Origin of the sequence: Streptomyces sp. NPDC058157, assembly GCF_042884105.1 — a bacterium.
GTDB lineage: Bacteria > Actinomycetota > Actinomycetes > Streptomycetales > Streptomycetaceae > Streptomyces.
Window position 1 is genome coordinate 67,042 of record NZ_JBHVUQ010000001.1, and the last position, 19,277, is coordinate 86,318.

Below are 19,277 nucleotides of genomic sequence, written 5' to 3' on the forward strand. Positions count from 1 at the left end.
TCAGATCTCCAGCTCGGTGAGGTGGGCGGACGGGGCCTGCGGGCTCCAGCGGTCGTCGGCGCCGAGGGAGCGGTGTACGGACACCTCGCCGCCGAGAGCGGCGCAGCCGGCCCGGATGTGCTCGGTCTTGCCGGCGAGGGCGGGGTCGTCCGCCTCCAGGAGGACGCCGAGCATGGTGCCGCTGTGCGCGAGGACCAGGCCCAGCCCGTCGACCTCGCGGCACAGGGCGTGCAGTTCCGCGAATCCGGCGCGCCGGCGGCGGTGGGCGTTCATCTCGGCGCTGCGGGTGGCGACGGCGCCGACCTCGGCGAGGTCGCGGTGGGCCACGGCGTCGGTGAGCCGGTCCAGCAGGTGTGCGTACTCCTCCCGGTCGGCGGCGCCGATGGCCCGGGCGCGCCGGTTGTGCGCGACGGTGTCGACCTGGCCGCCCTCGTCGTGGGCGACGACGGTGAGGGGCGGCAGCACCCCGAGGCGGCGGCCGAGGCGCACCTCCCGGTGGTGGAAGGCGACGATCTCGTCGTACATGACCCCGTCGGCAGGTTCGATGCCGCGCAGGAAGTCCTCCGTCTCGGCCGGGGTGAAGGCGCGCCCGTGGGCGGCCCCGACGGCCCGTACGGTGGCGACCAGGTCGGCGGAGGAGCTGGCGAGGCCCTTGCCCTCGGGGAGGTCCCCGGAGACCTCCAGCAGGCCGCCGTCCGCCGTGCCGAGGGCGGCCAGGACGGCCTCGGCGACACGGCGGGACTTGGCCTTGTGCGCCGGGCGGACCCGGACCCCGCGGCGGCCGGGCTCGGGGTGGAACACGGCGGTGGCCCAGCGGGCGAGGGGGAAGGTGACCAGGAAGTCCCCCTGCGGGTGGGGCAGGGCGCCCTGGAGCAGTTCGCCGAAGGTGCCGAAGGCGCTGCCGAAGCCGGGACCGACGGGGACGGCGGGGGCGGCGGTCGCCCCGGCGGCGATGTCAGTGGGCGTGCTGTACGCGGGTGCGGGTGCCATCGCCGTCCTCCTCGTGGATGGTGTCGTCGGGCGCTCCGTACAGGGCGCGGTCGCCCTCCTCTGCGCCCGCGCGGAGCGCGGCGGCGCGTGCCCGCCAGCCGGTGCGCAGCTGGTCGTACGTCTCCTCCTGGCCGCGCAGGACCGCGCGGACGGCTTCGGGGCGGGCCGACCCGGCGGACACCATGCGCTCCAGGCCCCGGTCGACGTCGAAGGCCTCGGCGAGGAGCCGGGCGGGGTCGGCGAGGGTGATGCCGTGTCCGGCGGCCGCCTCGGCCAGCAGGGCGGGTTCGCCCGGGGCGGGGGCGGCGCCCGCCGTCGCGGCGAGCACGACGTACTTCCCGGCGACGACCTGGGCGGTGCGCCAGGGCACCCCTTCGGTGAGGCAGAGGGCGTTGGCGAGGCTGAAGCCGCCGAGGAACTCGCGCTCGCACACCTGGCGCATGCGGTCGGCGCGGAAGGTCAGCCTGCGCAGTACCTCGGTGAGGAGGCGGACGGTGCCGTGGGCCGAGTCGAAGGCGTTCAGCAGGTGGGTGCCGGCCTCCTTGGACACCTCGACGAGGTTGCAGAAGGGGGTGTTGCGCTGGCCCAGGAGCACGTCGAAGTGGAAGGCCGTCAGGTGGGCGGTGCGCCCCCGGATGCGCTCCAGGACCGGGTAGTTCTTCTTCTGCGGCATGGCGGAGGAGATGCCGGAGAGCTCGTCGGGCAGTTCGATGAACCCGTACTCGCTGCCGCCCCAGGTGAGCAGGTCGGTGGTGAAGCGGCTCAGCGCGGTGCCCAGCAGGCTGAGTTCCGCCGTCAGTTCGGCGCTCCAGCGGCGCGAGGCCACGGCGGTCAGGGCATGGGGCTGGGGCCGGGAGAAGCCGAGCAGCCGGGCCATCCGGTCGCGGTCCCAGGGCAGTTCCTGGCCGGCCATGGCGCCGGCGCCCAGCGGGCAGGCGTCGATGCCGTCGTACGCGTTCAGCAGCCGGGCGTGGGTGTGCAGCAGGTGTTCGGAGAGTGCGGCGAGGTGGAAGCCGGGGGTGATGATCTGGGCGGCCTGGAAGTGGGTGTACCCCGGCATGGGCAGGTCGCAGGTCTTCTCGGCCAGCTCGTGTACGACCGCGCCGAGTTCGAGGAGCGCGCTCGCGAAGCGGGCGAGCTGGTCGCGGCCGTACATCACCTGGGCGCAGGCCTGGAGGTCGTTGCGGCTGCGGTCGGCGTGCCAGTGCGTGACCGGGGCGGGCAGGCCCGCCTCGACGTGCCGTTCGAGGGCGAAAGCGATGTCCGACATGTTGGCGCCGGGCTGCGCGCTGAGGGTGTCGGGCCCGACGGCGTCCAGCAGGGCGGCGATCCGGTGGGCCTCCTCGGCGGTGATCAGGTCCATGCGGACGTACTCGGCGGCCAGGGTCTTCTCGATGGCGACGTAGTGGCGCAGCAGGTGGCGGGACTCGAACCCGAACTGCGGGGCGAGCACTTCGTCGTGGAGGAGTTCGGCGGGGCCGCCGCGGATCCGGCCGCTCAGCTCGGGGGCGGGCCCCGGGGTGTCACTCGTCACGTGGTGTGTTCCGTTTCCTGTTCGGGTGCGGGGGCGCGTCGGCGCATGCCTGATCGACGCGCGGCGCGTGAAGGAAGGTGGGGCGGGTGCCCCGGGCGGGCCGGGGTACCCGTTCAGCGGTGGTCGGCCGCGGCGAGGGCGGCGCGCAGCAGGGCGGCGGCCCGGGTGCTGTGCGGCGGCCGCATCAGCCCGTAGTGGTCGGTGGCGGCGTCGTGGCGGGTGAAGCCCGCCCCGGCCCTCCGGGCCCACCGGTCGGCGGCCTGCTGTCGGGCCCCGGTCGTGCTCTGGAGGAAGAGGACCGGGCAGGGGGCGGCCGGGGGTTCGTACGCGGCGGCGGCGCGGATCCCGGTGCGGAACACCGCGTGGTGCCGGGCGAGGTCCCGCGGGTCCAGGCCGGGGGCGAAGCCCTCGCGTTCCACCTGCTCGGCGAGGACGGCGAGCCGGGCGGGGGCGTCGGCGGCGCTCCGCAGGGCGCTCCGCAGCACGGACAGGTCCTCGTCGGTGGGGTCGAAGCCGGCGGAGCGGGCCAGGTCCTCGTGGAACCACTCCAGCAGCTCGCACTCGTCGTCGGGGACGGAGCCGGGCTCCGGGTAGCCGGTGTCCAGCAGTGCGAGGGTCGCCACCTCCTGTCCGGCGGCCCGCAGTTGGACCGCCATCTCGTGGGCGAGGAGCCCGCCGAAGGACCAGCCGGCCAGGTGGTAGGGGCCGGTGGGGCGGATCCGGCGCAGGGCCTCCAGGTGGGCGGCGGCCAGCTCCTCGACGGTGGCCTCGGGGGCCGCCGCGGGGTCGGTCAGCCCGGGCGCCGTCAGGCCGAACACCGGCCGTTCGGTGCCCAGTTCGGTGGCCAGGGTGCGGTAGCAGAAGACGTTCCCGCCGATCGGGTGGACGAGGAAGATCGGGTCGAGGGTGCCCTCGGACCGGAGGCGGACCACCGGGTCCGGGGCCACCGGGTCCGGGCCCACGGCGACGTGGCGGCCCCGCAGCAGCTCGGCCTGGCGGGCGACGGTCGGGTGCTCCAGGACGGCCGAGACGCCGAGGCGTTCGCCGAAGGCCCGGTTGATCCGGCCGATCAGGCGCAGGGCGTCGATGGAGTGCCCGCCGGACTCGAAGAAGTCGTCGTGGACGCCGACCGGCCCGGCGGCCAGGAGGTGCTCCCAGATCCCGGCGAGGCGGGATTCGAGGGCGTCGCGGGGCGGGACCGGCTCGACGCCGCCGCGCAGGTCGGCGGGGTCCGGGTCGGGCAGGGCGGCGCGGTCGAGCTTGCCGTTGGCGGTCAGCGGGAGGGCCGTCAGGCACACCCAGGCGGAGGGGACCATGTACTCGGGGAGCCGCTCCCGGGCGTGGGCTGCGAGGACGCCCGGGTCCAGGGCGGGTGCGGCGTCCGGGCCGGCGGCCTCGGGCACGAAGTAGCCGACGAGGCGTTCGCCGCGGGGCAGGACCGCGCAGTCGCGCACGCCGGGGTGCTCGGCGAGGACGGCTTCGATCTCCCCGGGCTCGACGCGGAATCCGCGGATCTTGAGCTGGTGGTCGGTGCGGCCCGCGTACTCCAGGGCTCCGTCGGGGCGGTGGCGGGCCAGGTCGCCGGTCCGGTAGAGGCGCCGGGTGGTGCCGTCCGGGCCGGTGTGCTCGATGAACCGCTCGGCCGTCAGCTCGGGTCGTCCGTGGTAGCCGTCGGCGAGGCCGACGCCTTCGAGGAACAGCTCACCGGTGACACCGAGGGGGACCTCGGCCAGGCGGCGGTCCAGGACGTGGGTGCGCATGTTGGCGATGGGCCGGCCGATGGGCACGGTGTCGCCGCCGTCCGGCCGGCACTGCCAGGAGGTGACGTCGACGGCCGCCTCGGTGGGCCCGTAGAGGTTGTGCAGCTCGACGCCGGGCAGCCGCTCGAAGAACCTGCGCTGGACCTCGTACGGCAGGGCCTCGCCGCTGCAGACCACCCGGGTCAGGCCGGCCGCGCCGGCCACGGCCGCGGGGTCGTCGAGGAAGACGCTGAGCATCGACGGGACGAAGTGCACCGTGCTGACTCTGTCGGCCTCGATCAGTGCGGCGAGGTAGCCGGGGTCGCGCTGGCCGCCGGGGCGGGCGAGGACCAGGGTGGCGCCGGTCAGCAGCGGCCAGAACAGCTCCCACACGGAGACGTCGAAGGTGTACGGCGTCTTGTGCAGCACCCGCTCCCCCGGGGTCAGCCCGTACGCGTCCTGCATCCACAGCAGCCTGTTGGCGATGGCGCGGTGCGAGACCACGACCCCCTTGGGCTTGCCGGTGGATCCCGAGGTGAAGATCATGTACGCCGGGTCGGCCGGCTCGGGCGCCCGGGCCGGACCCGCCGTGCCCGTCGCGACCTCGTCCGGTCGCAGGACGGTGACCCCGGAGCCCTCCAGCCGCTCGGCCCACGCGCCCTCGGTGACCACCAGGCCGATGCCGGACTCGGCGAGCAGCGACCGTACGCGCGGCGCGGGGTGCTCCGGGTCCAGCGGGACGTAGGCGGCGCCGGACTTGAGGACGGCGAGGAGTACGACGGGCAGGGCCAGGGAGCGTTCCAGCAGCAGGCCCACGAACGTGCCGGGGCCGGCGCCCCGTTCACGCAGGGCCGCGCACAGCCGCTCGGCCTCGGCGTCGAGGGTGCGGTAGGTCAGCTCGGCGCCCTCGAAGCGGACGGCGGGGGCGTCGGGCGTCAGGTCCCGCTGCTCGTCGATCAGCCGGGTCAGGACGTGCGGCCGCGGGTAGGCGACGGCGGTGCGGTTCCACTCGGCGTAGCGGTGGTGCTCGGCCTGCGGCAGCAGGTCGGCGGCCGTGCAGTCGCGGTCCGGGAACTCCGCGAGGTCGCGCAGGGCGGCCGTGTAGGAGAGGTGCGCGCTCGCCATCTGGTCCTCGGAGAACTGGGCCGCGTCGAAGCGCAGGCCGAGTTCCAGCAGGGCGCCGTCGGGGCTGCGGGAGAACTCGGCGCCGAAGGCGAAGTCGGTGCCGGCCTCTCCGGTCTCCTCCAGCACGGTGAACGCGCCGTCGGCCGGCCCGTCCCGCTCCACGTGGAAGTGGGTGTAGTTGAAGAAGGTCTCGAAGAGGGGGCCTCCCCCGGCCAGCCGCTGGATCTCGGCGAGCGGGAAGCGGCGGTGCGCGTGCAGTTCCGCCTCCGCGGCGGCGACGTGGCCGACGAGGCCGCGCCAGCTGAGCCCGGTGACCGCCACGCTCAGCGGCAGGGTGTTCAGGAAGACGCCGACGACCTTGTCGCCGTCGGTCTCCTCGGCGCGGCCGTTGTGGACCACGCCGGTGGTGACCGCGTCGCCGCCGCCCAGCAGGGCCATGGTCCTCAGGTGGGCCGCGAGCAGGACGGTGCGCAGCGGTACGCCGCATGCGGCGGCCAGGGTGGTGAGCCGGGCGTGCAGGTCCTCGGGCAGGGGCGCGAGGTACCAGGACATCCGGGCGGGTCCGCCGGTCGCCGCCGGGCGGGCCAGCCGGGTCGCGGGGGCGTCGGCGGCCTTGCCGGTCCAGAAGGCGCGCTGCCCCGGGTCGGCCAGCGCGGCCCGTTCGAGTGCGACGAAGGAGGCGAACCGGGAGCGGGGGCCGGCCTGCGGGGAGGGGCCGTCCGCGGGGGCCTGGGCGGCGAGCGCCTCGGTGTAGCAGGTGGCGAGTTCGGTGAGCAGCGAGCGTTCGCTCCAGCCGTCGAGGACGGCGTGGTGCTCGGCGACGAGGAGCTGGAGCCGGGTGTCGGAGAGCCGCTGGACGTGGAACCGGATGAGCGGGGGCCGGTCCCAGTCGAAGGGCCGGTCGCGTTCGGCGGCGTAGCGGGCGGCGACGGCGGTGCGCTGCGCCTCGTCGTCGAGGCCGTGCAGGTCCTCGAAGGTGAGCTCCGGGCGGGCGCCTCGGTGGACGAGCTGGAGGGGCTCGGTGAATCCGTGCGGGTCGAAGGAGGTGCGCAGCATCTCGTGCCGGGCCGCGAGGACCTCGACGGTGGTCCGCCAGGCGTCCTCGGAGAAGGGCGCTTCGACCAGGTACGAGGCCACGTTGTGGTAGACGCGGCCGCCGGCCGACGGCAGGTCGCTGTGGTAGAGCATGCCGGCCTGGAGCCGGGTCATCGGGTAGGCGTCCTCCAGTCCCTCGGGCAGGGCGGCGCGGTCGGCGGGGGTCAGGAGGGCGAACGGCTCGTACGGGGCGACGGCTGCGGCCGCGGCCAGGTCGCGCTGGGTGACGTACGGGGCGAGGGCTCGGGCCGTCCCACGGCTCATGAGGTCGGCGACGGTGAGGTCGAGGCCCCGTTCGCGGATGCGGGCGAGTACCTGGAGGGAGCGGATGGAGTCCCCGCCGAGGGCGAACCAGTTGTCCAGGGCGCCGACCCGTTCGTGCCCGAGGACCTGGGCGAAGACCTCGGTGAGCGCGGTCTCGACCGGCCCCAGGGGCGCCTCGTAGGCGGCGGTGGGGGTGCGGCCGGCCGAGCCGGGGGCGGGCAGCCGGCGCCGGTCGGTCTTTCCGTTGGCGGTCAGCGGGAAGGCGGGCAGGGTGACGAACGCGCCGGGGATCATGTAGCCGGGCAGCCGCCGCGCGAGGTGCTCGCGCATCTCCTCGACGGTGGGACCCGCTCCGTCGTCGGCCCCGGTCACGGCCAGGTAGCCGACCAGGACGTCGCTGCCCGCGGGATCCGGTGCGACGAGGGCGACCGCGGCGTCGACGAGGGGGTGGGCGGCCAGGGCGGCCTCGACCTCGCCGAGTTCGATCCGGAAGCCGCGCAGTTTGACCTGGTGGTCGATGCGGCCGAGGTACTCCAGGTCCCCGTCGGGCAGGGCCCGCGCCAGGTCTCCGGTGCGGTAGAGCCGCTCACCGGCCGAGGGCCCGGCGGGTGCGTCGGCGACACCTTCGGCGCGTGCGGTGGGGAAGCGCTCGGCGGTGAGTTCGGGCCGCCGCAGGTAGCCGCGGGCCAGACCCGCTCCGGCGACGTACAGCTCCCCGACGGCGCCGCGCGGGACGGTCCGGCCGCGCGGGTCGAGCAGGTGCAGGCGCAGGTCGGGTATGGGCACGCCGATGACGCTGCCGCGGCCCTCCTCGGCGTCGCGGGCGGTCAGCGGCCGGTAGGTGACGTGCACGGTCGTCTCGGTGATGCCGTACATGTTGACCAGGCGGGGTGCGGTGTCGCCGTGCCGGGCGAACCATCCGGCGAGGGCGGCGACGTCGAGGGCTTCCCCGCCGAAGACGACGTGGCGCAGGGCGAGCCCGAAGCCCGCCGGTCCGGCCGTGCGGTGGTGTTCCTCGTCGGCCCGGGCCAGTTGGTAGAAGGCGGAGGGGGTCTGGTTGAGGACGGTGACCCGTTCGGCGCGCAGCAGCCGGTGGAACTCCTCGGGCGAGCGGCTGGTCCCGTACGGGACCACGACGAGGCGGCCGCCGTGGGCGAGGGCTCCCCACAGCTCCCAGACGGAGAAGTCGAAGGCGATGGAGTGGAAGAGGGTCCACACGTCGTCGGGGCCGAAGCCGAACCAGTGGTCGGTGGCGGAGAACAGCCGGGTGACGTTGGCGTGGGGCACCAGGGTGCCCTTGGGCAGGCCGGTGGACCCGGAGGTGTAGATGACGTAGGCCAGGTGGTCCGGGGTCACGCCGGTGTCGGGCGCGGTGTCCGGTTCGGCGGCCAGGAGCGGGGCGTCGGCGAGCAGGTCGACGGTGTGCAGGCCGGGGGCGTCCCACAGGGCGCGGGTGCCGGTGGTGCCGACGACGTGCTCCAGGCGGGCGTCCTGGACGATGTGGCGCAGGCGCTCGGGCGGGTTGTCGGGGTCGAGGGGCAGGTAGGCGCCGCCGGCCTTGAGGATGCCGAGCAGGCCGACGACGAGGTCGGCGGAGCGGGGCAGGCACAGTCCGACGAGGGTGTCGGGGCCCACGCCGAGGGCGCGCAGCCGGTGCGCGAGCCGGTTGGCGCGGGTGTCGAGCTCGCGGTAGGTGAGGGAGGTGCCCTCGTGGACGAGGGCGACCGCGTCGGGGGTGCGGGCGGCGTGTCCGGCGAAGATCTCGTGGACGCAAGTGCGCTCGCCCGGGGTGTGCGGGAGGGCGGCGCGGTCCGGGAGCGGCGAGCCGATGCCGGTCCGCTCGTCGGCCGACAGCATCGGCAGGGCGCCGATCGGCAGTTCGGGGTTCTCGGTGGCGGCGTCCAGGAGGCGGGCGAAGTGCCGGCCGAACTGCCGGACCGTGGCGGAGTCGAACAGGTCCGCACGGTACTCCAGCCGGCAGCTCAGCGCGCCGCCGGTGCGGACCACGTCGAAGGTCAGGTCGAACTTGGCGGTTCCGGCGGGTCCTTCGAGGAGCGTGGCCTTCGGGCCGGGCAGGCCGCCGGTCATGCCGTCCTCGTCGTGCAGGCCGAACATGACCTGGAAGGGGGCGGCCTCCGCACCGGTGCGTCCGGCGGCGATCCGGTCGACGACGCGCTCGAAGGGCAGCTCCTGGTGGTCCTGGGCGTCCAGCACGGTGTCCCGTACGCGCTCCAGGTGGACCCGGAAGGCGGGATCGTCGGACAGGTCGGCGCGGATCACCAGCGTGTTGACGAACAGGCCGACGGTGTCCTGGAACTCCTTGCGGCCCCGGCCCGCCACCGGCGTCCCGACGAGTACGTCGTCGGTGCCGGTGTAGCGGCCCAGCACGATCTGGAAGGCCGCCAGCATCAGCGTGTACGGGGTGCTGTGGGTGTCCCGGCACAGGCGCTCCATCCGGGCGAGCACCGGGGCCGGCACCTCGAAGGAGTGCAGCGCCGCCGCGCCGCGGGCCGCTCCCGCGGCGGGCCGGCCGTCGCGGGGCAGGGGCGCGTCGGGCAGTTCGCCGTCGAGCTGCTTCTCCCAGTAGGCGAGCTGGCGCTGGGCGGCGGCGCCGCGGAGCCATTCCTCCTGCCAGTCGGAGAAATCGGCGTACTGGTACTCGGGGGCCTGGGGGGCGGTGCCGCCGGGCGCGTCGCCGTGGTGGGCGTACGCGGTGAGGAGCTCGCGGGCGAGGATCTGGACGGACCAGCCGTCGGCGACGATGTGGTGCATGGCGAGCGCGAGGACCGCGCCCTCGGCGGTGTGCAGCAGGGCCGCCCGGAAGAGGGGTCCGGACTCCAGGTCGAAGGGCCGGTGGTGTTCGGCGGCCATCCACTCCTCGACGTCCCCGGCTCCGCCCGCGGTGGCGCAGGACCAGACGAGGGCGGCCTCGGTGTCGATGTGCTGCCACAGCTCGCCGTCGCGCAGGACGAACCGGGTGCGCAGCGCCTCGTGCCGGTCGACCAGCCCCTGGGCACAGGCGCGGAGCGCGGCCTCGTCCACCGGGCCTTCGAGGCCGTAGAAGACGGGCATGTGGTAGGTCGGCCTGCCCTCCTCCAGCTGCTGGAGGAAGTACATCCGCTGCTGCGCTCCGGAGGCGCGGAACGCGCTGAACGACGGCTGCGCAGGGCGTTCGATCGGATCGTGACTGGCCAAGACAACTCCCTCGGCGCCGCACCGGTGACCGGCCCGCGACGCATGCTCCGCTTGCTTGCCAGGCCAGCCTAGGAACAGCATCGATTCGGGTGAAGTCGCCTGTTTCCGGTCCCCGGTTCACGTGACATGGGCCGTGGCCGACCTGCGTGAGTACCTCACCCGGCCTCACGCGCCCCGCGCGGTGAGCGTGGTCGCGTCCACGAGCCGCTGCGCGTCATGCGGAACCGATCCGTCTGCCGGCCGGGCTCAGCCCCAGTCCTGCAGCTGCCGGAGCAGGTCGGCGTCGCCCTCGACGCGCACCGAGCCGGCCGGGATGCGCATGTACATGAGCAGGGCCATCTCGCTCGCCGTGCCGTGGATGGCTGCGGTGGGCTTGCTCTCGGCGGCCTCCGCCGCGGTGAGGCGGGAGAAGCGGGAGCCGGCGGCGTCCACCGTCTGGCGCCAGGAGCCGGCCTCGGCCGTGTGGTAGTCCATGGTGGCGGGCTCGCCCGGCCACGGGACCGTGACGGTGCAGACGGTGGCGAGGAACTCCTCGATGGCGTCGACCGCCTCGGTCGTCGGCAGCTCCTGCGGGGTACCGGAGGCCAGCTGGGCGTCGTAGGTGTGGATCAGCGATTCCGGGACGCGGCGGCGGGCCACGGCGGCGACCGTGTGCGGCGAGGCCAGCGGCTCCCACCAGGCCCAGCAGCCCCGGTCCGGGCCGGCCGCGCGCAGAGCGGTGAGCAGTTGCTCCGTCGCGTCGGCCAGCCAGGTGATGAGGGCCTCGCGCTCCCTGGGCGCCGCCAGCCCGTCCTTGGCCGGCCGTTCGTCGCCCGGCGCGGTGTTCAGCACGATGTGGGCCCAGAAGCGGTCCCCCTCACTGAGGTGGTTCGCCAGGTCGTACAGCGTCCAGCCGGGGCAGGACGGGACGTCGGCGTCGAGGCTGGGGGCTGCGGCGACGGCGGCGCGGAACGCGGCGGAACGCTCGTCGATCATCCGCAGCAGGGTGGGGAAGGAGAGATGATCAGTCACGCGGACCTTGTACCACCCGGACCGGAACTCCCGCACTCGATTAAGACCGGCAGGCAGACCCCTCACTTGAGCCGCCGGGTGGCGGGGCGGCCGTCCCAGCGGCGGCGTGCGTCGCCTGCCGTGAGCGGTGCGGTCTTCGCTCCGGTGACCGCGTTCCACGGCCGTAAGCCGACCGGCGCGCCGCCGGCTCGCCGGCGTGTGGGCACCCGGCGAAAGCGGAACGGCGGCGCGACGTGGGGAGGGCGCGGGGCCCTCATCCAGCAATCCGGGAAGGACCACTTGCGGCCCGGGCGTTCTCGCCGGGCACGTGTCAGCCCAGACTGCCCCGGAGTTCGGCCGTGCACTTCATGAACGTCGCGTCCTTCGCGAGGGTGGTACCGAAGGCGTCGTTGATGCGCGTCGCACCGGCTTCCTTCAGCGCGAAGTCCGTGGCGCCCACCGTGACCTCGAAGGTGGTCAGGCCCGTGGGACGGCCACCGACGGTACCGGGCGCCAAGGGATAGGCGACCTCGGCTCGCGGTCCCTTCTGTGCGGCCTGCCCCGCCCGTGCCGTTTCCGGTGTCGCGCTCATGGCGCCCAGCGGGGTCTCGCCGGACAGTTCCAGTACGTTGAGTCGAGTCCCGTCCTTGCCGGCCAGGGAAATACCCCCCTTCATGTCCAGCTTGCCCTGGAAGGTCGAGCTCATCGAACCGGACAGCTCATCGAATCGGACGCCGCCGCCGGAAAGGGCGTCGGCCGGCGCCACGGCCTCGAGGTTGATGCCCCGTTCTTTGAGTACAGCCGTCATGGCCTCGGTGGGGAAGCAGTCGACGTGCCCGCCGGTGACGCCCCCGATCCGCACGTCGGCGGCGACGGCGTAAGAAGCCGCACTTGCCATGAGTAGGGCGCAGGCCAAGGAAATTGCATAACGGCGACGCAAGGGAACTCCGATCGTCGAATGGGGGGTTGGTGATCACCATAGAAGACCGAAGCCTCGCGCTGGAGCGAGCAAACGAGTGAATCCCCTTCGAAGGGACGGGTATTCGGCGTTCGGGGTACGGGGCATCCGCCGTCGAGCCGGTCCGCTCGAACCCGCTCGGGGGTCACTCGTTGGAGTGTGACGCGGCCGGTCGGCGGCGTGTCCCGTTCCGGTCGGGCAGAGGGTGCGGCAAGGGTCGGGGACCACCCGGTCGGCGGACGTTGCCGGCGTGGCGCACGGGGGGTCTGCGCGACGGTGCTGCGGACCACCCTCCCGCTGGGCGCGTAAGGTCACGACCCGTCATCGCGGCAGACCTCGTGAGCGATCACATGAGAAGGATATTCCGTGGCACATTCTCTTATCGATTCCGCTGCCCTGCCGACGACCGGCGGCGATTCATTCGGGATCGGCCTGCAACTGGTGGAGCGGCACGGTGAGGAATCGCGGCCCCGGCAGTTCGAGATGGCCGGGCTCAAGTGGCGACTTCTCCCCCAGGTATTCGCTCCGACCCGCACCGCGTCCACTGCTCTCTTCACCGAGTGGCTGCCGTTTCCCGAGGGTGGAACTTTCCTGGAGGTTGGCTGTGGTGCCGGGGTGACGGCCGTGATGGCCGCCCTGCGAGGGTGCTCACGGGTCACAGCCGTTGACATCAATCCCACAGCGGTACGCAACACCGCGCTCAACGCCGCCCGCCACGGGGTGGCCGATCGCATCCGGGCCCTGCGCAGCGATCTTTACAGCAACGTGGCGGCCGGCGAGAAGTTCGACGTGGTGTTCTGGAACTCCAACGTCGTCCTCGCTCCGGATGACTTCGTCTACACCCGCCGGCTCCAGCACGCGATCTTCGACCGCGGCTACGCCACTCATGACCGGTTTCTCCGGGAGGGGCTGGGGCGACTCACGTCCGCGGGCCGGATGTTCCTGGGTTTCAACAGCCTCGGCGACACCGGCCGGTTGAACGACCTGGTCGCGGCATCCGGTGCACGGCTCACCGAACGGCGGCGGGCGACCCGCCACGCGGGAGGTGTACCCGTCACGTTCCGGCTGCTGGAGGTGACCGGCGGCGCCGGCGGCGTGAAGGCCGCGTGATCTCCGTGTACGCACCACCGCCGGTCACCACGTCGGTGAACTCCCGGCCGAGGATCATCAGCTACCTCAGGCTCGGCAAGGCCCGGATGTACCACTACGTCTACGGCTGGGCCCTGGGGCTGCTGCTCCTGAGATCGGAGGGCTTCCTCGACGACGTAGGCCGACAGGACGCGTTCGCCCTGGTCTGTGTGCTGGTCGCCACCCTGGCCGTGCAGTGGAGTGCGGCCGCCGCCGACGACGTCACCGGGTATCTGAACGGCAGTGACGAGCACAACTACCGGGGCAGGCCTGCGGTGACGAGGATCAGGAAGCCCCTGATCACCGGCGAGCTGTCCCTGCCCCAGGCCGTCGGATTCGCCCTCGTCACCGGGATCGTCGGCGTCGTCGCGATTCCGGTGGGGGCCGGCGTCCTCGGCTCGCGGGTACCCGCGCTGACGCTCGTCGTCGTGCTCGCCGTCCAGGCCCTGGGCGTCCAGTACTCGTGCGGCATCAGGCTCAGCTACCGCCCGTTGGGGCTCGAATCCGCGATCCTGGTCACCGGTGCCTGCACCGTGATCACGCCCTACTGGATCGTCGCCGGAACCATCAGCCGCGAGGCACTGCTGGTGGGCTCGGTGTTCGGACTGTGGCTGCTCCTGGTCGTGTCCTACGGCAACGCCTCCGACCGGTCCGGCGACGCGGCCGTGGGCCGCAGGACCCTCGCCGTCATGCTGCCCCCGCCGTGGTTCGCCGTCGGGCTCCACGCGCTGGTGGCGGTGCACGCGGTACTGCTGGCAGTGCTGTTCGGCACGACGTCGCTGAGGCCCGGCGCGCTCGTGTTCGCCGCTCCGGTCCTCGTCCTGAACCTGGTCCAGCTCTGGTACGGGGTGTACAAACGGAGATTGCGCACGGCCCGGTTCCTGGTGCTGCTCTCCATCGACCTCGGCTCCGCAGGCCTCGCCGCCGCGCTGATCGTGGGACACCCCTCATGACCACCGGTACCGTCGGCGACCGGGCCGTCGTGGTCGGGGGCAGCATCAGCGGCACGCTCGCGGCCAGAGTGCTGTCCGACTTCTACCGCGAGGTCGTCGTCGTCGAACGCGACGAGGTCGTCGGCGTACGGGACCTGCGGCGCGGAACCCCTCACGCGGGCCACGCCCATGGTCTGCACGCCCGCGGCTGCGTGATCCTCGAGGAACTGTTCCCCGGCATCCTCGACGAGCTCCGGCGCGCGCGGTTCCCGATGGGAGACCTGGGCGAGCAGCACTGGTACTTCAACGGCAAACGGTTCCGGCCCGCGCAGACCGGCCTGCCGACCGTGACCACGCGGCGCCCCGTGCTGGAGGACTACATCCGCAGCAAGGTGGCCGCGCTCCCGGGGGTCGCCTTCCTCGAGCGGACCGAGCTGGCCGGGCTGGAGGCCACGGCGTGCGGCGGCCGGGTGACGGGTATCCGGCTGCGGCCGACCGCCGCGGACGCCTCCGCCGAGATCAGCCTGGGCGCCGACCTGGTCGTCGACGCCTGCGGCCGCGGGTCGCGCACGCCGGTATGGCTTGAGCAGCTGGGCTACGAACGGCCGCCCGAAGACCGCATGGCCATCGGCCTCGCCTACGTCACACGCCTGTACCGGAGCCGGCGGTCCCTCGACGGCGCACAGTTCCTGACCTGCCTCGCCTCACCCGCCCACCCGCGAGGGGCGGTCTTGGGCCGCGCCGACGACGACACCTGCTACCTGTCCCTCACCGGCATTCTCGGTGACCATCCGCCCACCGACCCGGACGGATACCTCCGGTTCTGCCGGTCCCTTCCCGCCCCGGACGTCTACGAGCGGATCCGCGACGCCACACCCCTGACGGATCCGACCGCCTTCCACGTTCCGGCGAGCGTCCGCAGACGCTACGAGCGGCTGCCCCGCCTTCCCGAGCGGCTGCTCGTACTCGGGGACGCAGTGTGCAGCCTCAACCCCAGCTACAGCCAGGGCATGACCGTGGCCGCCATGCAGGTCAGGGCCCTGCGCACCCATCTCGAACACGGCACCGACCCGAGCTCGCGGGCCTTCATGCGCGATGTCGGCAGGATCGTCGACCGCCCGTGGTTCCTGTCGACCACGAGGGACCTCCAGTACACGGCGGGCAGGGGGGCTCGCGCGCTCACCGCCCGCCTGGGCAACGCCTACGTGACCCGGCTGCACAGTGCGGCGCCGCACGACCCCGCGGCCACGGACGCCCTGATCCGGGTGGCGGGCCTCAGCGCCCCGCCCACCACACTCCTTCGTCCCCGCGTCATCCGTGCCGCGCTGAAACGGCAGGGCCTTCGGGATCCGGGCCGCCCCTAGGAGCGGCCGATGGCCGTCGGACGCATGGACGTCGGCTTCAGCCCGTGGACGGCGTGCCCGGGGCCTCCTTGGACTCGACCCGTCCGACCGGGGCGGGACCGGCCGTCAGGGCGTCGCGGGCCGACTGCCAGGCGTCGTCCCCGGGGTAGAGCTCGCTGCGCAGGTAGGCCCAGGCGAGGGTGGCGAGGGCGGCGACCCGCTCGGGGTTCTCGTCCGTGGTTTCGGCGACGTCGTATCCGGAGACCCCTCCGAGCCCGTGCTCCGCGTCGAACAGGGTGAGCAGGGTCTTGGGGCCCGGGGCGAGGACGTAGGGGTCGGTGTGCCAGTCCGGGCCGCTGACCGTGAGGAAGGCGGAGTCGTCCTTGTCTCCGGCGACCACGAGGGCGGGCGTCGTCATCGTGGAGAAGTCGGTGGTGCGGAAGAAGGGGTAGTTCTCCGCGGTGAACGCGGTGAGGGCGTCGCCGCCCCGGCCGGGCGCGGCGAGCAGGACGCCCGCCTTGATCCGGGGATCGGCCAGGTCCACCGTGGCCCCGTCGTGGGGGTCGGTGAGCCGGGCACCGAGCAGCAGGCTCGCCGTGTGCCCGCCCATGGAGTGCCCGGCGACGGCTACGCGGCTGCGGTCGAGGCGGCCGGCGAGCTGCGGGACGGCCTCCTCGATCGCGTCGAGCCGGTCGAGGACGCGTGTCATGTCTTCGGCGCGGGTGCGCCAGTGCGCGACGGACCCGGGCGTGTCGGGCTGCGGCCTGAGTGTCCTTGAGTCCAGGTGGGTGGGCTGGATCACGACGAAGCCGCGTGCGGCCCAGAAGTCCGCGAGCGGGGCGTAACCGTGCAGCGAGGAGAGGTGGTTGGAGAAGCCGAGGCCGTGCGAGAGGAGGATGACGGGCAGCTGGTTCAGCTCGTTCCCGGTCATCGGCGCGGAGACGCGCAGCTCGAGGTCCACGGCACGGCCGGGGGCCGGCAGCACCACCGGGCCGACCGAGAGGACGGGGGTGGGTGCGTGGAGGGTGTCGGTCGTGCGGGCGGGTTCACTCATGGTCGTGTGCCCTTCGAGGACGCCCGGCGCGCCCCGTTCGACGGCGCGTCGGGGCGGCGGGTACGGCGGAGTCCCGCAGTCAGGTAACCTGAAAGCGGATCGTTGTTCCATTTACAATACGGAACGCTGATCCGTTTCGTCAACGGCCGCCGGAAGGAGAGCGCGGTGCCCACAGCAGGACCGGCCGGAGGAGCGTCCGCCCGCAGCAAGCGGGCAGACGCGGTACGCAACCAGCAGACGCTGCTCGATGCCGCCGCGGAGGTGTTCCTGACCTCGGGGGTCGACGCACCGATCCGCCAGATCGCCACCCGGGCGGGGGTCGGGCTGGGGACGCTCTACCGCCACTTCCCCACCCGGGCGGACCTGGTCACGGCCGTCTACCGCCATCAGATCGAGACCTGCGCCGAAGCCGGCCCGAAGCTGCTGGCCGGTGCCGACTCCCCCTTCGACGCACTGCGCCAGTGGGTCGACCTCTTCACGGAGTTCCTGGTCACCAAGCACGGGCTGGCCGACGCCCTCCAGTCCGACAGCGACCGCTTCGCCACGCTGCACGCCCACTTCCTCGACCGGCTGATGCCCGTGTGCGCCCAACTGCTCGACGCCGCCGTCGCCGCGGGCGAGATCAGGTCCGGCACACAGCCGTACGAGCTGCTGCGCGGCATCGGCAACCTCTGCATCGGACGCGACAGCGACCCCCGCTACGAACCCCGACGGCTGATCGAGCTGCTCCTCCAGGGACTGCGGCTCCCCTGAACGAGGCAGGGGGAGGCTGTCGGTGGCTGGTGGCAGGATCCTCCGTATGAGCTTCGTACGCACCACTCCGCCGCGGCCGATCGAGGTGACAGCCGTCTTCCCCGAGCTGGCCGCCTTGGCGCGCCCTGCGATACGGCTGCATCCGCGCCCGGGGTCGCCTTCGGTCCGGGACAGCTCGGTCGGCGGGCCGCTGCTGTGGCCCGCCGGGGAACCGTGGCCGCACTGCCATGACGCGCACCTGCACGTGGACAGCGGATTCCGCAAGTCGCCGACCGAAGTGCGCCTCGACAGACGCTTGTCCTCCCGGTGGCGCCCTGAGGGTCCGGCGCCCACGCTGCTGCCCGAGGAGGCGGCCCTCCGGGAGCGCAATGCGGCCTGGCTCGCCGAGCGGTCCGAAGCCGGCCCTCCCGGGCCCGCCGACTGCCCGGTCCCGATGCTGCCCGTGGCTCAGCTGTTCCTGCGTGATGTGCCCCTGTTGCGGCCGCCGGGGCAGGCCGATCTGCTGCAAGTCCTCTGGTGCCCGTACGAGCACGAACCGGAACACAAGCCGTCGACCGCACTCTTCTGGCGGTCGGCCGCGGAGGTCGGCGACGTCCTCACCGCACCACCGGAGCCGTACGAGGCGGACCATCCCGGTTACGTGCCGGAGCCGTGCGTACTGGCGCCCGAAGCGATCACCGAGTACCCCAACAGCCTGGAACTGAGCCCGGAGCTGCAGCTGCTACTGGACGACTGGAGCAGGTGGCAGGCCGCCGGCGCCGACGTCGACAGCTCCTGGGCCGGATATCCGGGCGAGTTCTATGCCGTTCATCTCGGCAACGCGCCCGGCTGGAAGGTCGGCGGCTGGTCCCCGTGGGGCCGCACCGATCCGGCCCCCCTGTACTGCGCCGTGTGCGAGGCACGGATGGCCCCGCTGCTGACGATCGCCTCCTCGGAGTGGGACGGCGACGAGAGCCGCACCTGGGTGCCGCAGGAAGACCAGGCCCACGCCTCCCGTTCCCACTACGCCGGCCAGGACCCCTCCCAGCCGACGGGGGTGGAAGTGGGCAGCACGGACAACATGCAGATCTACGTCTGCACCGCCTCCCCCGAGCACCCCCACACCGACCTGATCCAATGAGCTGCCCACAGCCGGCACACCGGCTGCGGGGCGGTCGCCGTGTGCCCGTGCCGCCGCCGGGGTGCGGAGGCCGGGAGCCGTCAGACGAGGTGGATCGTGAAGCGCCTCACGACCTTGGGGCTCGTGGCGATCGTGTCGGAGTGGACCGAGCCGCGAGCCTTCTTGTAGTCGCCGGTGCCGCCGGTGATCGCGTTGTCGAAGGGACCCTGGTCGAGGTAGTTGAAGTACATCCCCTGCACCGTGAGCTGGCCGCCCGGGAGGACGTAGGTCACGACGCACTGCTCCGCCTCATCGGCGCCGCCCCGGGTGGTGGTGCAGGTGCCGTGGCTCTCGCCGACCTTCTTGTGCGCCTCGTCGAAGAGGTCCGAGCGGACGACGACCTGATCGCCCTGCGAGACGCTGCCGGGGGTGACGGGGAAGCGGGTCAACTGCTGCACCTCGGCCAGGACTGTGATGGTCCGGGCCTTGTCCATGGCCTGGGCGGAACCGGTGTCCGCCGCGGCGGCCGCGACGGGCGTGCAGGCGAGGAGGGTGACCAGCGTGGCCGTGCCGAGGCAGGCCGCTCCGATGGGGCGCATGATGCGACTCCTGAGGTTGATGTTCGGAAATGGGCGGATGGCGAAGGTCCATCCGATTCCGTCCGATTCCCTTGATAGCCCCGCCTGCGCCGCCGCACGGGGCACCCCGGCACGAACCACCGTCACATCCAGCCGGTCGGACCAAAGTCAGGCGGGGGAAGCGCATGCCGGCCTGCGGCTCTCCGCCCGCGGATACGGCTGGACGGCACTCGGCCTGGCCCTGCCGCTCCTGCTGGTACTCCGGATCTTGGGGATCGCCCTGCTGGTGGCAGCCATCCCGGCCTTCATCTGGCCGAACGAGCAGGAAGCCCGCGCTTGGTTCACCGAGGATCCCACCTCCTGAACCGCGCGTGTGATGCCCTGCATCGCTGCCCTGGCAGGGCGCCGCGTACCGGCACGTACGTGGCGCGCCGTCAGCGCGGCGAGATGCGGTGCCAGTGCCGTCCCGTATCCCCACGTCAGCGCACGCGAGCGGGGAC

13 protein-coding genes are annotated in these 19,277 nt (G+C 73.1%); 6 read left to right on the forward strand and 7 right to left on the reverse strand.

Features of this window, described 5'->3' with window-relative positions; genetic code table 11:
• The 5 genes from ACFVXK_RS00270 to ACFVXK_RS00290 form a co-directional block, all read right to left on the reverse strand.
• Complete coding sequence (locus ACFVXK_RS00270) at nucleotides 1–990, reverse strand: kinase (RefSeq protein ID WP_389608865.1); 990 nt, start codon at nucleotides 988–990, stop codon at nucleotides 1–3.
• Entirely contained in the window at nucleotides 956–2,524 is a 1,569-nt protein-coding gene (locus tag ACFVXK_RS00275) for an argininosuccinate lyase (RefSeq protein ID WP_389608866.1), read from the reverse strand. Before ACFVXK_RS00275 ends, ACFVXK_RS00270 begins: the two co-directional genes overlap by 35 nt.
• A 113-nt stretch (nucleotides 2,525–2,637) precedes the next feature.
• A complete protein-coding gene (locus ACFVXK_RS00280; RefSeq protein WP_389608868.1) occupies nucleotides 2,638–9,942 on the reverse strand; it encodes an amino acid adenylation domain-containing protein in 7,305 nt (2,434 codons plus the stop codon).
• Between the two features lie 246 nt (nucleotides 9,943–10,188).
• Entirely contained in the window at nucleotides 10,189–10,953 is a 765-nt protein-coding gene (locus ACFVXK_RS00285; protein WP_389608870.1) for a maleylpyruvate isomerase family mycothiol-dependent enzyme, read from the reverse strand.
• A 310-nt stretch (nucleotides 10,954–11,263) separates the two neighbouring features.
• A complete protein-coding gene (locus ACFVXK_RS00290; RefSeq protein WP_389608872.1) occupies nucleotides 11,264–11,830 on the reverse strand; it encodes a hypothetical protein in 567 nt (188 codons plus the stop codon).
• Between the two features lie 426 nt (nucleotides 11,831–12,256).
• On the opposite strand from ACFVXK_RS00290, the gene ACFVXK_RS00295 reads away from it, so the two are divergent.
• The 3 genes from ACFVXK_RS00295 to ACFVXK_RS00305 are packed head-to-tail and all read left to right on the forward strand — an operon-like array spanning nucleotide 12,257 to nucleotide 15,314.
• Nucleotides 12,257–13,000, forward strand: a complete 744-nt coding sequence (locus ACFVXK_RS00295; protein ID WP_389608874.1) for a methyltransferase — start codon at nucleotides 12,257–12,259, stop codon at nucleotides 12,998–13,000.
• Nucleotides 12,997–13,971 (forward strand): prenyltransferase, encoded by a 975-nt coding sequence (locus ACFVXK_RS00300; RefSeq protein WP_389608876.1) that lies wholly within the window; start codon nucleotides 12,997–12,999, stop codon nucleotides 13,969–13,971. Before ACFVXK_RS00295 ends, ACFVXK_RS00300 begins: the two co-directional genes overlap by 4 nt.
• Nucleotides 13,968–15,314 (forward strand): FAD-dependent oxidoreductase, encoded by a 1,347-nt coding sequence (locus tag ACFVXK_RS00305; RefSeq protein WP_389608878.1) that lies wholly within the window; start codon nucleotides 13,968–13,970, stop codon nucleotides 15,312–15,314. The genes ACFVXK_RS00300 and ACFVXK_RS00305 overlap by 4 nt, the downstream gene beginning before the upstream one ends.
• Nucleotides 15,315–15,351: 37 nt before the next feature.
• On the opposite strand, the gene ACFVXK_RS00310 is transcribed toward ACFVXK_RS00305, so the two are convergent.
• A complete protein-coding gene (locus tag ACFVXK_RS00310) occupies nucleotides 15,352–16,347 on the reverse strand; it encodes an alpha/beta hydrolase family protein (protein WP_389608880.1) in 996 nt (331 codons plus the stop codon).
• A 165-nt stretch (nucleotides 16,348–16,512) separates the two neighbouring features.
• Here ACFVXK_RS00310 and ACFVXK_RS00315 point away from each other — a divergent pair, with 165 nt between their 5' ends.
• Together ACFVXK_RS00315 and ACFVXK_RS00320 are read left to right on the forward strand one after the other, a co-directional pair.
• Complete coding sequence (locus ACFVXK_RS00315; protein ID WP_389608882.1) at nucleotides 16,513–17,100, forward strand: TetR/AcrR family transcriptional regulator; 588 nt, start codon at nucleotides 16,513–16,515, stop codon at nucleotides 17,098–17,100.
• A 46-nt stretch (nucleotides 17,101–17,146) separates the two neighbouring features.
• Complete coding sequence (locus ACFVXK_RS00320; protein ID WP_389608884.1) at nucleotides 17,147–18,220, forward strand: hypothetical protein; 1,074 nt, start codon at nucleotides 17,147–17,149, stop codon at nucleotides 18,218–18,220.
• Between the two features lie 80 nt (nucleotides 18,221–18,300).
• Here the strand turns inward: ACFVXK_RS00320 and ACFVXK_RS00325 are convergent, their stop codons facing one another.
• On the reverse strand, nucleotides 18,301–18,798 hold the full coding sequence (locus ACFVXK_RS00325) for a hypothetical protein (RefSeq protein WP_389608886.1): 498 nt from the start codon (nucleotides 18,796–18,798) through the stop codon (nucleotides 18,301–18,303).
• On the opposite strand from ACFVXK_RS00325, the gene ACFVXK_RS00330 reads away from it, so the two are divergent.
• A complete protein-coding gene (locus tag ACFVXK_RS00330; RefSeq protein ID WP_389608888.1) occupies nucleotides 18,797–19,141 on the forward strand; it encodes a hypothetical protein in 345 nt (114 codons plus the stop codon). The genes ACFVXK_RS00325 and ACFVXK_RS00330 overlap by 2 nt on opposite strands.
• Nucleotides 19,142–19,277: the final 136 nt, after the last annotated feature.